This window comes from Halotolerantifilum yawarlongkerapense, assembly GCF_054506745.1.
In genome coordinates, this window is sequence record NZ_CP199719.1 from 2,676,073 (window position 1) to 2,689,824 (window position 13,752).

Below are 13,752 nucleotides of genomic sequence, written 5' to 3' on the forward strand. Positions count from 1 at the left end.
TGGGCCTATTAAAGAATACCGTGAGAAAACCCAGGGCTTTAATCGTGGGATGAGAGCGAGACTTAATTCTTGTATCAGTTGGCGTCGGAAACTGATCTAGGGCCACTGTCTCCTTGCACTAGGGGCGCCGGTCGATCGTGCCCCATGATCAAGGGCTCCAATGAACGATGACATTTGAAATGTAAAAAGGTATAATGAGATTGTGAAAAGCAGAACGATGCTCGCTCGGGAGGTTCTATGAGACGTAAAACCGTATTCTACCATTCCTTAACATTCAAGATGAGTGTGCTTGCCTCGGTGTTTTTTTTCGCGATCGTCAGTTTGCTACTTTTGAAGTCTTTCAATGACCAAAGAGAAATGATCCGCATGCAGGAAGACCATCTCAATCAAATAGCTGTCGATACCATTGAGCGACGATTCAAGGTCAGCTACCAAGTCCTCGAAACGGGTATCACGCAGATTTTAGCGAACCCTTCGGTGGTCACTGCATTTGCCAATAGAGATCGGGAGGCCCTGTCGGACTTGGTGACCCCTTCCTTCGAGAAATTGAAATCTGCAGGGGTGACACAGTTTCATTTTCATCTTCCCGACAACACGAGCTTTTTCCGGGTGCACGTCCCGGATGCTTTTGGAGACGATCTGAGCGGTTACAGAAACATGGTGGTTCAGGTAAACGAGGATCCTGAGCATCCTCCGCTGCGAGGGCTCGAAGAAGGAATGCATGGTCTTTCCTTACGCTACGTGGTACCAATTTTTCATGAGACCCGGTTTTTGGGTAGCGTGGAGCTGGGGATGGAACTCGGCGAGCGCATATTGGGGATCTTTCAAAATGTAAGCGGTGGTGATTGGTACCTCTACGGGCTGACACCGGAAAGCGAAGAACTGATGCAGGGGACCCGTGAAACCGTACAGTTGACCTGCGAAAAGCCAGCCAACTATTTGGTTCAACTGAGTGAGGGCAAGCGGGTTGAAGTCGTAGAGCCGCCTTATTTGATCCAAATGATCCCACTGAAGGATTACAAGGGTGACTATCGATTTTATCTGAAACGGGTCTTCGAGAACAGTGAGCTCATCGGTCTGCAACAGGCGGCCCTTAAGGAGAACATCTACTATGGGGCTGGGATTTCGGCCCTCGGTTCCTTGTTCTTGTGGCTCACCATGCGGTACCAGCTCGCTCCTTTGACCTACCTTGAGAACAAGGTTCGTCTTCTGGAAGAGGGAATATTGGAAGAACCCATCGCTGTCGACGCCAAGGATGAGATTGGTTATTTGGCCTCGGCCATGGAGAAGATGCGCCGTTCCTTGCGAGAGCGTGAGGATAACTTGAAGGATTTGGGCTATCGTGATCCGCTGACAGGTGTGTATAATCGCCATTTTCTTTATGAGGAGATGGAGAGATTCAATCGTACGGCAGCCTACCCGATCACGTTGATCGTTGCGGACATCGATGATCTGAAAGTTGTCAACGACCGGGATGGTCACGCCGCCGGTGATGTGCACATTTTGCGCTGCGTGAAGCATATGAGCAGTGTACTGCGTGAAGAGGATGCGCTCTTTCGTGTCGGCGGCGATGAATTCGTCTTGTTGCTTCCTGAAACCAGTAGGGAGGTAGGAGAGAAAATCCTAGCCCGGTTAGAAGATCAGTTGGAGTCGGTGGACGGAGATGAAAATCGATCGGATCTCTCGATATCCTTTGGACTTGCGACCTGCGTAGATGCTTGTGATGTCCTTGAGGACGTGATCGCCTCTGCCGATCAGCAAATGTATGAGAAGAAATCGTGGAAAAAATTGCGTTGGAAAACCGTGGACAAGCTGGTGCACAGTGAAACGTAATGAGGATCCGTGCCCTCGCGGATCGTCCATCCCGCTGTTCAAACGACGTAGACGTTAAAAAGTATTCAGGAAATAGCTAACATCAGGACAAAGGACCCAAGGAGGAGTAAATTGAAACTGATCTCATGGAATATTGATTCATTGAACGCAGCCTTAACAAGTGATTCGAATAGAGCGGTGCTGACAAGGAAAGTACTGGATACGATCGTGAGCATGGATGCCGATGTCATCGCTCTACAGGAAACGAAACTACCGGCCAAGGGGCCCAGTAAAAAACATGAGGAGCGCTTGGCGGAGTTTTTTGAGGGGTATTCCTACGTATGGCGAAGTTCTCAGGAACCCGCCAGAAAAAGCTACGCTGGAACCATGTTTTTGTATAAAGACCATTACTCGCCAGAGGTCATCTACCCTGAGATCCAGGCCCCTGATACAATGGATCTCGAAGGAAGAATCATTACGCTGGATTTTGGAAATTTTTACTTGACCCAGGTGTACACGCCTAATGCAGGAGATGGTCTGGTCAGGTTAGAAGATAGACAAGTATGGGATAAGCAGTATGCGGCATATCTCCAGAGACTAGATCAGGAGAAACCGGTGGTTGCGACAGGAGACTTCAATGTAGCCCATCAAGAGATCGACTTAGCCCATCCCGATAACAATCGTCGGTCGGCCGGTTTCACAGATGAAGAGCGTGAAGGCTTCACAGACTTACTGGATAAGGGCTTCACAGATACCTTTCGATATCTGCATGGTGATGTGACGGGTGTTTACTCCTGGTGGGCACAAAGGGTAAAAACGAGTAAAATCAACAACTCCGGCTGGAGGATCGATTATTGGTTGGTGAGCGATCGACTGGCTGATCAGGTAGTCAAATCCGAGATGGTAGACTCTGGTGATAGACAAGATCATACGCCAACGATGTTGGAGATAGATTTCACCTAGCTTCAGGATCGGTCAACAGCAGGAAGATAGTGATGAACCCATGAACTGCATGCTCTCCTCATCGTCGACGATTGTCACCTGCAAACCGTCCACGGAGAGGGGAGCATTTTTTGTTCATCCTGATTTCTCCTATGGTCCGCGCGCAGGGCCCTGATCGGGAGAGATCGTCTAGGGTCGCGTGCTTAATCAGGGGTCATCTAGGGTATCTTTACAATGAAAACAAGGATTGTTTTTCTAGTAGAGGAGGCGTTTTTTTGTGAAATATTTTTTGGATACGGCGAATGTGGACGAAATCAGGCGGGCAGCGTCACTGGGTATTCTCGATGGGGTGACCACCAACCCCTCTCTCATTGCAAAAGAGGGAAGGGTATTTGAAGAGGTGATTCGTGAAATTGTGGAGATTGTCGATGGGCCGATCAGCGCTGAGGTGGTCTCCCTCGATGCCGATGGGATGGTAGAGGAAGCGCTGCCGCTCGCCGAGATCCACGAGAACGTGACCATCAAGGTGCCCATGACCCCAGAGGGTCTTAAGGCCACGAAAATCCTGAGCGGCAAGGGCATCAAGGTGAATGTGACCTTGATCTTCTCGGCCACGCAGGCTCTCGCGGCCGCAAAAGCCGGTGCCGCTTTCGTTTCGCCCTTTATCGGCAGACTCGATGATATCGGCGACGATGGGATGGCCCTGGTTGAGCAGATCGTGCGAATTTTCGAGACCCATGGTATCGACTCGGAGATCATCGTAGCCTCTATCCGACACAGGTACCATCTTACCCAGGCCGCGTTGACGGGTGCAGAGATCGCCACCATACCCTTCAAGGTGCTGATGGATTCCCTCGATCATCCACTGACCGAGCGGGGCATAGAAAAGTTCCTAGCTGACTGGGAAAGCACGAAATAGTTATCCGTTCAATGATTTTCATTTTGTACAACAATCGGAGGTCAAGCTCTGGTTGCCCATGATCAATTCTACGAGAGACTTACGCTCATTCTGACGAGCGTAGGTTTTTCGCTTTTCAAGCTAGGGGGATCGGGAGAAGAGCACGGAATTATGGCAAAGCGTAATATACATATGGCGTTATCGGGTTTATCATGGTAGTATAACCCTAACAACCCAGCGTGCAATCATGGATTAAAACATAGCATACGGCAAAATCATCGAAAGGTGATGACGCAAAGCCACGAGCCTACGTCTTAGAAAGATACGGTCGTCGGGTTGCTCGAGTATCAAGATACTGGCAACCCTAGGGTTGTCAATTTTTTTTTTGCTGAACAGTGAGGAGGGTTCAATTTTGGCATCAAAGCGAAGGGGCATTTTGGATAAATGGATGGGCCATCATCCTGATTTTGATCTCAAGGAAGGTTTTGAAATCTGGGCACAAGGTCTCCCCTATCCAGGGATCGTTTGTGATCCGGTGGGAAAGATCATCGATATGAACCAGGCTTTTGTTGACCTCATGGGTCAAACGAGAGAAGAGATGGAACTCCAGCGGATCTTCTGGTACCTACCAGAGGAGCGAAAGGAAGAAATCGATGCTTCTTTGAAGCATCTCCTGGAAACCAGACACCTGATCACATCTCTAAGAATGGGTCGACCGAGGCGCCTGATGGAGGTGACCGTGGTGCCCATCGAGAGAGAAGGGGAGCTGGTCGGTCAGTACTGGTTGTTCATTGTAAAAGAAGAAGGCCGGGAGAAAGAGGAGCAGTTGACTTTTGTACAGGAAGACAAGTCCATGTCCAAGGAGACGCCAAAGGTAGGCACTTGGACCTACGATTTTGAAGAGGAGGAGTTCTTCGCTTCGCAGGATACCTATCAGATTTTCGGACGGACGCCTGAAGCATTTGACGGTAGCCTAGAGAATGTGGTGGCTTTTCTAAAACCGGAAGATCGGTCGCCTTTTGTGGAAGCCATGAAAAAAAGCTACGAAGGCGTACCCCTGAACATAGACTTCGGTATCATCACGTCTTACGGCCGTGAGAAAATGATCCGTGCCAAGGCCGAGATGTTCTACCAAAAGGACCGGACACCCGATAAGATGATTGGTACGGTGCAGGATCTGACCGAGAATCTACTTATCGAGAAGAACTTCAATCTCCTTCGCGAGCATCTGATGAGAGAAGAACGATTTATCACAGGGGGGAGCTACCGAGTCAATGTCGAGAAGGGAACGGTGGAGGTCGGCGAAGAAGTACGGAGCATCTTCGGTTTGGACCCGGAGAAGAAGACCTTCGAGCGGACCGTCTTGCATGATCGCGTGCACCCGGAAGATCGGGAGCACTTGATTGGAGCCCAGCGGATCGCCAGCGCAAAGGATACGTTTGATATCGAGTACCGTATCGTCCAATCGGATCAGCAGATTCGTATGATCCATAGCCGCGGGGAAGGAGAGTTTGTCGACGGAGAGTTGGTCGCCATCGTTGGCGTGATCGAAGATATCACCCAGATGCACCGACTGAGAGACGAAATCGATCGCACCTACCGAGACCTGCAGGAAGCCCAGCAGACCTTTAGGATGGGGAGCTGGTCCATGGATTTAACCACCCAGGAGATCACCTGGTCCGAGGCAACCTTCAGAATCTACGGCATGGATCCGGAGGAGGGTGAGCCAAATTTCGAGCAGTTTCTCGAAAACCTCCACCCCGACGATCGAGCCTACGTACAGGAAACCATGGGGCAACCACCGATGATCAGTCCCTTTGAGATGGCCTTTCGGATCAAACGTCCCGATGGCGAGGTGCGCTACATCAAGCATCTCGTCGATGTGATCTACCGCGGGAAGACACCCGTGGCCATACGGGGTAACATACAGGATGTGACGGAGCAGAAGGAACTCGAGGAACGGGTGAAGAAATCTCAAGAAGAGATGGAGGGAATCCAGAAACGCTACCAAATACTCCTCGAAAATGCCAAGGATATCTTTGAGATTATCGACGAAGAGGGAAAGGTCATGTACATCAGTCCGACGGTTAAGAAGATGATGGGCTACCAAGATGCAGACATCCTGGGCCACTACATCTGGGAGTTCGTCGAAGGAGAGGAGAAGGGTCATCTCAAGCAACTGGTGGAACTGAGTCGAGAAAACCCCAGGAAGATTCTCGAGGCACCGGTAGAAGCGCATACGAAAGAGGGCAGGCACGTTTTTCTCCAGGTCACGATGAGCAACCACCTGAGCGATCCAGAGGTCCAGGGGATCATCTTGAACTGGAAGGACGTCACCGCCGAGAGCACCTTACAGCGGGAGCTACAGTATCTGGCTGATTACGATGAGATGACTGACCTCCCAAACCGTTCGTACTTCCAGAGAAAAACGACCGAGACCATCGAACAGAGCGGGCAGAAGGGCGATCGTTTCGGTGTCTACATGATCGATATCGATGGATTCAAAGACGTGAGCGATGCACTCGGTATGGGCGTGGGCGATGCACTCATCAAGAAAGTGGGCAAGGTGATCAAAGAGCGTTTTCAAAACGAAGAAGCTTTTCTGGCTCGCTACTATGGAGACCAGTTCGGTCTCCTCTTGGGGTGCACCGAAACACTGATGACCTGTCGTCTGGCCACAGAACAGATCCTTAGCATCTTTCACGAGCCCTTTCACATCGATCAGTACGAGCTCAATATCACAGCGAGCGTGGGCTTTAGCGTCTACCCTGACGATGGGGAAGAAGCCATTGAGCTGATCAAAAACAGCAACACGGCCCTCAATCGCGCGAAAAAGGAAGGCAAAAGCCGTTACCAAGCCTACTCCTCGCGGATGGACGTCAAGAGCTTCAAAGAGTTTTCACTGAGAAACGATCTGAAGCGCGCCATCGAAGAGAACCAACTGGTGATTTACTTCCAACCGATTCTCAAGCTGAACACAGGAGAAATCTTAGGCGTGGAAGCCCTGACGCGGTGGGAGCATCCCGAGTGGGGCCTGGTCAAGCCGGAGGAGTTTATCCCCATAGCCGAGAACACCGGCATGATCATCCCCATGGGCCAGTGGATCTTGGACAGGGTCTGCCGCTACTACCGAGAGTGGCTCGACAAGGGACTTCCCTTGGTGAAAATGGCGGTGAACTATTCTGGCGTCCAGTTCTTTCAGAAGAATTTCGTCGAGTACATCGTCAACACCCTGGCGGACTATAAGATCGACCCGCGCCAGTTCATCTTTGAAATTACAGAATCGGTGCTACTCGATCAAGGTCAGCAGACGGAGAACAATCTGAAAGTCCTGCGGTCCCTCGGGATCCAGATTGCCATCGATGATTTTGGAACGGGCTACTCCTCCTTTTCCTATCTGCATACCATGGATGTGGATATCCTGAAGATCGATCATGAGTTTCTCCACGACGTACCGGATGACGAGAGCCGCAAAAAGATTCTCAAAGCGATCATCGGTCTGGCGAAGGATCTGAAGATGAAGATTGTCGCGGAGGGCGTTGAGAACTGGGACCAACTGCTCTATCTCCGACGGCTCAACTGTCTGGTCGGCCAGGGGAACCTCTACCAGAGGGCCATACCCGCCGAGGCGATCGAACCTGTGCTGGCCAGACGGCGCATTCGACCGCAACGGGCCAACGATGCATCGGATCAGCCGGAAAAGGAGCGGAGGAAATCCTTCCGCGTCGAATTCTTGAGTTTGCTCGAGGCCGATATGACCATCCTCGAGATTAACGGCAAGAAGACCAATGTGGGGAACACCAAGTGCCTCATCCGCAATATCGGACCAGGTGGACTGTGTTTTTTAACGAACGTCAACTTCCCTTTGAAGCGTGATCTGATCCTTCAGTTTGGGACGGAGCTCATGGGTCAGGTGCTACGGGTACACGGGACCCCCGTATGGCGAGAGGAACTCGAGCTCGGCATTGTGACCTACGGTCTAGAATTTAACATCGACGAAAACGCAAGGATGAAACTCACGGGTTTGCTCAACCAGGTGCACATCCGCGTGAAGAATGATGTTGGGTTCAATGATGGTCGGTTCATCGCCACCTCCATTCGCACGTTCTTTCACAAAGAAGCGCCTCGTATGGAACGAGATGGAGAGCTAGAACTGTAGAGAAAAACCTAAGCGTGTGACGAACGAAGGGCCCCCGATCATCATGATGATCGGGGGCCCTTCGTCTGGGTACGCTTTTTTCGTCTAGTCCTGGATATCGGCTTCGTTGCTGTACCCCCTGCTCTCCCAGTACCCGAGGTAGTCGGGATCATCGGAAAGCTCAATTCCCGTTACCCAGCGTGCCCACTTGTACCCGAGCTTATCCTCGGCAACGACCATGAAGGGGAAGCCCATTTCGGCGGGTAGATCCAACCCGTTGGAGGCATGGGCAAGGATCAGGTCTCTGTCGATAATCGTCTCTAGGGGAAGGGAGGTGCTATAACCATCTGCAGAGTGAAAGATCACGGTATTTGCCTCCGGGGAAATCCCCGCCTCGTTCATGATCTCTTCTAGGAGCACGCCCTCCCAGAGAATCGTGGCATCCCAGCCTTCCACGCAGTACAGTGTGATGAGTCTCTGGTGGTGGTCGAGGTCCAGGACTTCATCGTAGGTGAGGTCGACCGCTTGGTCGACGAGACCGTTGACCGTCAGCGTGTAGCCGCTCATATCCACCTGCTGTACGCCCTTGATTGAATTGTCCCGCGGTCCGATAGCGGGTTCAAGGCGGGCCCCCTTGTACTCCCGGATCTCACTCTCCCGAAAACGATCGAGCGTTGCCCCGGAATAGCCATCCGCATCTGGGGTCTGTGTACAACCTGCGATGCTGAGCAGGGTTATCAGAAGAAGAATCCTTACGATCAATCTGTTCATGACACTCAACCTCCTATCCTGGAGTTAGGAAAAGCAGTGCAAGGGGTTCGTAGCAGCGAGGGCTCTCGATGACTATCTATTACCCGTGTGAGTCCCCGTCTAACGACCGGAGCCGACGATTTTACTGGGAGAGTGGTTTTGATCAGTACAAGGCCGTCTATCCCGAGACCATCATACGCGAGAGGGCGATGGGTTCGGCATGGTGGTTGTGGACGGAGAGAACTACCAGCGAGAGGATAGTCAGTCGTTTCACCCCAGATTGCTTTTTCGATTCGGGGTCTTGTCAATTTTGGTCAATGCCAGTTAATTGACAGACCTATCAGCGGATGACCCTAGCGGGTATACTATTCTCAAGTAGCAAGGATTTGACTAGGCGTGAGAAGGGGAGATGAAAGAGATGAATAGGGTTAGGGGATCTTCTGGTTTGGTCGTCGTCAGGATGACGACCTATTCAGAGGCCGTTGGCATCCCGGGAACGGATGCGGCGCTCTCGGTGGGGGGAGCTCGAGTGCACGCTGGAGAGCAAGCAGGAGATGCTGTCATCAGATACCTAGAGAGCATTGGAGGAGGTGAAGATCATGTACTGTACCAACTGTGGGACCTTCATTCCCAATGGGCAGACCTTATGTCCTAACTGCCAGACGCTTTCGGAGGAAAGGACGACCGGAGTCGGCTATTCTGAACGAATCAGCGATCCATTCTTCGAGAGGCACGTGAATAATAGCAAGCGATACGCACGGCTTTTCTCGGTGGGTCTCGCCTTCTCGGTATTCATCGGGTTTGCCTTCTATGGGCTCACGACCCAGGAGATGGCTTTGACGCAGGCCCTGATGATCGGTACTGCAATAGCGCTCATGTTTTTGTCTATCGGCCAGTACGCGGTGATGAGCCGGAACGGGGGCAGAAGCTGGGATGGAGTCGTCACAGACAAGCGGAAGAAAAGGGTGCGAAAATCTGCTAATGCCGACAGCGGTAATCTTCCGCGCTCGACCATCCGGTACTCGGTGGTAATCGAAGAGCAAAGCGGGAGAGAACACGAGATCACCTCCGACGACGATCCGACACTTTTCGACTACTACCGGGTCGGTGATCGGGTCAGACACCATGGGAAGCTTGGCACGTACGAAAAGTACAATAAATCGGGGGATGAGATCATTTTCTGTAATGCCTGCGCTTCTTTAAACCAGATAGATGAGGAACGCTGCATCCGTTGCAATGCACCGCTTCTCAAATGAGGGGAGAAAGAGAAATGGAGAGAGATCGAAAGGAGAGAGAGCAAATGGGTTCGATCCGAACGGTCATCGGCATGATGATCAGTCCGGGATCGGTGATCAAAGAATCCATGAGGGGACGGCAGTGGTACTTGGGTCTAATCGTGTCCGGCCTAGCCTTTGCCCTTTTTTTCATGCAGACGGGCCTGGACCTATTCAAAACGGGTCAAAAGGGTTTTGATTTCGTACTGCTTAGCGCGGGTTCGGGAGCGCTCTACGGCGTGCTTGTGATCCCCCTGCTGGGGACAATGGTGTGGTTGATCTTGAAAATGATGAAGAATGACAAGAGCCTGAGCTGGGCGGTGGCTTCCTTCTGTCTGAGTTACAGCGGGGCCTTGGTCTACGGCCTGTCGGGGATTTTCTTTTCTTTGGTGTTCGGATGGAAAACCTCCATGGCCTTTGGCGTCACCGGCGTGCTCTGGGCCATCGGCCCGATGATGGTGGGGCTACGGGAGATGAGCGGTGGCAAGACCGGTCTGGGTGTGCTTCTGGCAACCTTGGTCGGTAGCCTGGTCCTTGTCAGCTGGACTTTGCTCGGGAATTATTGAGGGGGTGGAGACATTGAAAAGCACGGAAGATGGTAGATTCGCAAGGAATACATTGAGACGGCTGAGTTTCATGCTCTTTGGCATCAGTGCCTTTGCCCATCCGCTTGATCCCTTATCGCCTGTTCACCTGGCGTTCGGGGCAGTTTTCGGACTCTTTTTCGGTTGGTTGTTCAAGCGATTTCTCTACGCCTTCGTGGCCATGATGAATCGACCGGTGAGAAAAGAATGGGGGAAGAAAGTCATGCGCCATCCCGTCGAAACGGGAATGCTGTTCTTGATCCCCTTCGCTGTGATGATGGCCCTGGCCACCTTTTACTTGAAATGGTATCAACCGGCGGCCTTTATCAGCGCTGGTATGATGGCCGTGGGAACGGCGACGGCCATTGAACTCGGGCATCTCAGGGGAGAAATATTGATTCGCAACACAATCGTGACATCGGGGGTATCCTTTCTATTCAGTTTTCTCTGGATTTTCTCATTGCCTTTTTTGAACCGAGCGCCCGGTCTGATCGACGGCGGTATCACGCTCCTGCATTCTTTGCTCGCGGGCGGGGGTGGGCTGTCATGAGAAAGCAATGGATCAAGGTCTTGGTCGGCTTGCTTCTATGGCTACAGTTGCCACCCCTCGCCTCCTTTGCCGAAGGCATTGTTCAGTCTATGCCTGCGGCCCCCTATGAGAAAGTGCTGGCCACCGAGGGTAGCTGGTTTACCGGTCGACCTTCGGAGGGGAATCAGACTGCTCTTACCGTCGGGTACACGGGGGAAGCGATGACTTCATCGGAACCGCTCACCTTCACCACGAGAGAAGAAGCCCTCGTAGAGCAAATCTATGTGACGACGGCGACGGCAGAGACGTTGACCCTACAGGATGAGCTGGGCAACCTCTACCCCGGTTTCGAACGGGTGAGCATGGAAGCTGAAAGCGCAATATATCAATCTCCGGCGGAAGTGAGACTGCCTGCAGGATCCTATGTGGCAGAAGGAGCCTCGGGCGATTTCGTGGTCAAGGGGATCAATGCCGATGGCCAGGACCGCTATGTGGAACAGGTGGTGGAACATGCTTCTAGTGTGGAAGGCGCTCTCCTCACGCCTCTCTCAGCAGGGCAGGAAGCAAGTACAGAGACCCTGTCCGCTTCATCGGGGGTTACGGGAAAGAACCCGGCGATCTTCGTTCTTGATACTACCTACTTGATCGAAGAGATTATCCTGAACACGTACAATGAAGGTGCCGGTGCGCAGCCAGGACACATTGCGATTCTCGATGGTGCCAATCAAGTCGTCTATTCGCAACAGGCCTTCGGCGGTGCGCTGGGCGATCTAGGCAACGGGCTTTGGATCGTGAAACCGGACATCCTGCTCCCGGCGGGGACCTACTACATCGGATCTTCTGATCCCTCGGTCATAGGCCATGATGCGGCGGGCGACCCGCTCTTCTACCTGACGGCCTATCCCACCATACCTGCACCACCGGATTACACGGGGACCTATCGTATCGATGTGGACACCCGGAAGACCTCTACGCTCATGGGTTCAGTTTCGGGACCCACGAGTGCATTTCTACGCGATTTCGAGATGACCGCCCTGCATAAGGAAGGTTATATCGAGCTGATCGGTGAGTACGAGGGGATGCCGGTTTCGCAGAACTGCAGGATAGTCGAAGAGACGGAAAACGGCATCGTGGCGCTCTTTGATTTCGATGTGGACCTGACCGGACTCCCCTACAAAGCGAGGATGGGCACCCAGGTCATGGTCACTTTTGCCATGGATTCGGAGGGGCAAGCAACAGTTGACTTTTCCGGCGATGCCTTCTACAGTCGAGCGGCCGGTGGTGGTGAGGGGGCCGATGAGAACACCTACGATGTGAGCGGTTCTGGACGGCGCGTGACCACCGACCTGCCTCCCTTTGTCGTTACGGCACTCGGTGCCGCGGCAAGCGCCGGGAACATTCCCGGGGCGGATACACCACTGCAGAATGCCACGGGAATCCTATTTCCACCCCTAGTAGGGCTCGTTGCCAGCGTGATCCAAGAAGCGCTCAAGAAAAAAGAAAACGAGAAAAAGAAGAACAAGCCGGTCATGCGTGACAAAAGCTGGTACAAGAGAAAATATCCTGAGGCAACGGACGAACAGCTGGCCATGATCATGCTGGCAGATGCCATGGGGAACACCGACGAGCCCGATGAGGGCGATCAAATCTCCGTGGGGGATAACGAGGTCGGTGAAAGCGAATCAGGTGGCTTCGACCAGGCGGAAGATTGGGATGAATCCTATGAAGAAGAGGTCGCGGTAGAAGAATCCTTTGTTGACGAGGAAGCACCCGGTGAGGAGAAGGAAGAAACCGCGGAAGAGCCCGAAGCCCCAGCTGAAGAGGAAAGGGAAAAAGAGGTTCCCGAACCGCCGACCATTGAAGAACCGGAGTCAATGGTCCTGAAAACGTCAGCGCGCGGCGCGGAAACACTGTTCGTAAAAGATCCCGATACGGGTAACTGGGTGAACATGGACACCGGGAATGAAATCTCGGATATGGGTGCGTACAAATCGGATCTCGAGAAACGCATGGCAGGTGACCTGAAAGTAATCGAAGAGCAGAGCGCCATCAACAGGGAACCGGACCCTTATATGGAAAAGGCCATGAAGGAAGTGGAAGAGGCGCTCACGCACGACGAGCACATGCGCAAGCTCGAAAAGAAATACGGTACCGATAAAGTGGGCCTGATCAAGGCGACGATCACACAGCGCGCCGAACAGGAACGTGAGAACTTTGAGAAGTGGCAGACCATCGGTGATGTGGCCCGGGTCGGTGAAGTCAGCGCCCGGGTGGTTCAGGTGGGTGCCGATGCAGCGATCGATGTGATGGGCACCACCGTCCCTGGAGGCAAGTACGTCCGTGCGGGTTACAAGGTGGCCAAAGGGGCCGCCGGTACGGCTGCGGACCACCATGCGAAGGGCAAAGATTGGACGGCCGGAGCAGCGGAGGGCTTTATCAAGGGTTCGGGAGATGCTGCTGGTGATTTCATCAAGAACCCTTACGTAAAAGCAGTCGTTACGACAACGACAGAGTCCGCCGGCTCTGCCGCCGGCGCCTACATCCGTGGAGAGGATTATATTCAGGCTGGTCAAAATGGCTACGTGGACGGCATACACAAGGTAGTCGTCGGGACGATCACTGACAAGATCGTTGGGGATGCGCCGAATGTGGACCTACCCGACGTGCCCATACGGGTGGATACAACGCTAAAAAAAGTATTCACCAGCAAAGAGGCTCGCACCAAAGTGGGGATGGGTCTCACCGATGAGTTCGGTCTCAAGCCGAATATCCTAGATCCTGCTAAGAAAGCCATTGAAGTCGAACGCCCGCAATTCAAAAAATAG

Annotated in this window: 10 protein-coding genes and 1 riboswitch; of the genes, 9 read left to right on the top strand and 1 reads right to left on the bottom strand. The window is 52.6% G+C overall.

The genetic code is table 11. From position 1 onward, the window contains the following. Window positions 1-237 precede the first annotated feature (237 nt). From ACULM0_RS13125 to ACULM0_RS13140, 4 genes are all read left to right on the top strand, one after another. Entirely contained in the window at window positions 238-1,833 is a 1,596-nt protein-coding gene (locus ACULM0_RS13125; protein WP_463677992.1) for a sensor domain-containing diguanylate cyclase, read from the top strand. A 111-nt stretch (window positions 1,834-1,944) separates the two neighbouring features. Beyond that, window positions 1,945-2,775 carry an exodeoxyribonuclease III gene (locus ACULM0_RS13130; protein WP_463677993.1) on the top strand — a complete coding sequence of 277 codons (831 nt, stop codon included), beginning with the start codon at window positions 1,945-1,947 and terminating at the stop codon, window positions 2,773-2,775. A 256-nt stretch (window positions 2,776-3,031) separates the two neighbouring features. Further along, window positions 3,032-3,673, top strand: coding sequence for a fructose-6-phosphate aldolase (gene fsa / locus ACULM0_RS13135; protein ID WP_463677994.1), 642 nt, complete (start codon window positions 3,032-3,034; stop codon window positions 3,671-3,673). Between the two features lie 237 nt (window positions 3,674-3,910). Further along, window positions 3,911-3,996, top strand: a riboswitch (cyclic di-GMP riboswitch). Window positions 3,997-4,064: 68 nt separating this feature from the next. Then, on the top strand, window positions 4,065-7,811 hold the full coding sequence (locus ACULM0_RS13140) for an EAL domain-containing protein (RefSeq protein ID WP_463677995.1): 3,747 nt from the start codon (window positions 4,065-4,067) through the stop codon (window positions 7,809-7,811). A gap of 84 nt (window positions 7,812-7,895) precedes the next feature. Here ACULM0_RS13140 and ACULM0_RS13145 read toward each other — a convergent pair whose 3' ends face one another. Beyond that, complete coding sequence (locus ACULM0_RS13145; protein WP_463677996.1) at window positions 7,896-8,561, bottom strand: molybdopterin-dependent oxidoreductase; 666 nt, start codon at window positions 8,559-8,561, stop codon at window positions 7,896-7,898. A gap of 397 nt (window positions 8,562-8,958) precedes the next feature. Between ACULM0_RS13145 and ACULM0_RS13150 the strand changes: the two genes are divergently transcribed. The 5 genes from ACULM0_RS13150 to ACULM0_RS13170 are packed head-to-tail and all read left to right on the top strand — an operon-like array spanning window position 8,959 to window position 13,752. Further along, complete coding sequence (locus ACULM0_RS13150; protein ID WP_463677997.1) at window positions 8,959-9,195, top strand: hypothetical protein; 237 nt, start codon at window positions 8,959-8,961, stop codon at window positions 9,193-9,195. Beyond that, entirely contained in the window at window positions 9,140-9,796 is a 657-nt protein-coding gene (locus tag ACULM0_RS13155; RefSeq protein WP_463677998.1) for a hypothetical protein, read from the top strand. The genes ACULM0_RS13150 and ACULM0_RS13155 overlap by 56 nt, the downstream gene beginning before the upstream one ends. 14 nt (window positions 9,797-9,810) lie before the next feature. Then, window positions 9,811-10,380 (top strand): hypothetical protein, encoded by a 570-nt coding sequence (locus ACULM0_RS13160; RefSeq protein WP_463677999.1) that lies wholly within the window; start codon window positions 9,811-9,813, stop codon window positions 10,378-10,380. Between the two features lie 13 nt (window positions 10,381-10,393). After that, complete coding sequence (locus tag ACULM0_RS13165) at window positions 10,394-10,948, top strand: hypothetical protein (protein ID WP_463678000.1); 555 nt, start codon at window positions 10,394-10,396, stop codon at window positions 10,946-10,948. Further along, the gene (locus ACULM0_RS13170) at window positions 10,945-13,752 is read left to right on the top strand and encodes a hypothetical protein (protein WP_463678001.1); all 2,808 of its coding nucleotides are present in this window, start codon (window positions 10,945-10,947) and stop codon (window positions 13,750-13,752) included. The genes ACULM0_RS13165 and ACULM0_RS13170 overlap by 4 nt, the downstream gene beginning before the upstream one ends.

Coding starts and splice junctions, on each gene's coding strand:
- ACULM0_RS13125 (WP_463677992.1), top strand. CDS start 238: ATGAGACGTAAAACCGTATTCTACCATTCCTTAACATTCAAGATGAGT.
- ACULM0_RS13145 (WP_463677996.1), bottom strand. CDS start 8,561: ATGAACAGATTGATCGTAAGGATTCTTCTTCTGATAACCCTGCTCAGC.
- ACULM0_RS13150 (WP_463677997.1), top strand. CDS start 8,959: ATGAATAGGGTTAGGGGATCTTCTGGTTTGGTCGTCGTCAGGATGACG.
- ACULM0_RS13155 (WP_463677998.1), top strand. CDS start 9,140: ATGTACTGTACCAACTGTGGGACCTTCATTCCCAATGGGCAGACCTTA.
- ACULM0_RS13160 (WP_463677999.1), top strand. CDS start 9,811: ATGGAGAGAGATCGAAAGGAGAGAGAGCAAATGGGTTCGATCCGAACG.
- ACULM0_RS13170 (WP_463678001.1), top strand. CDS start 10,945: ATGAGAAAGCAATGGATCAAGGTCTTGGTCGGCTTGCTTCTATGGCTA.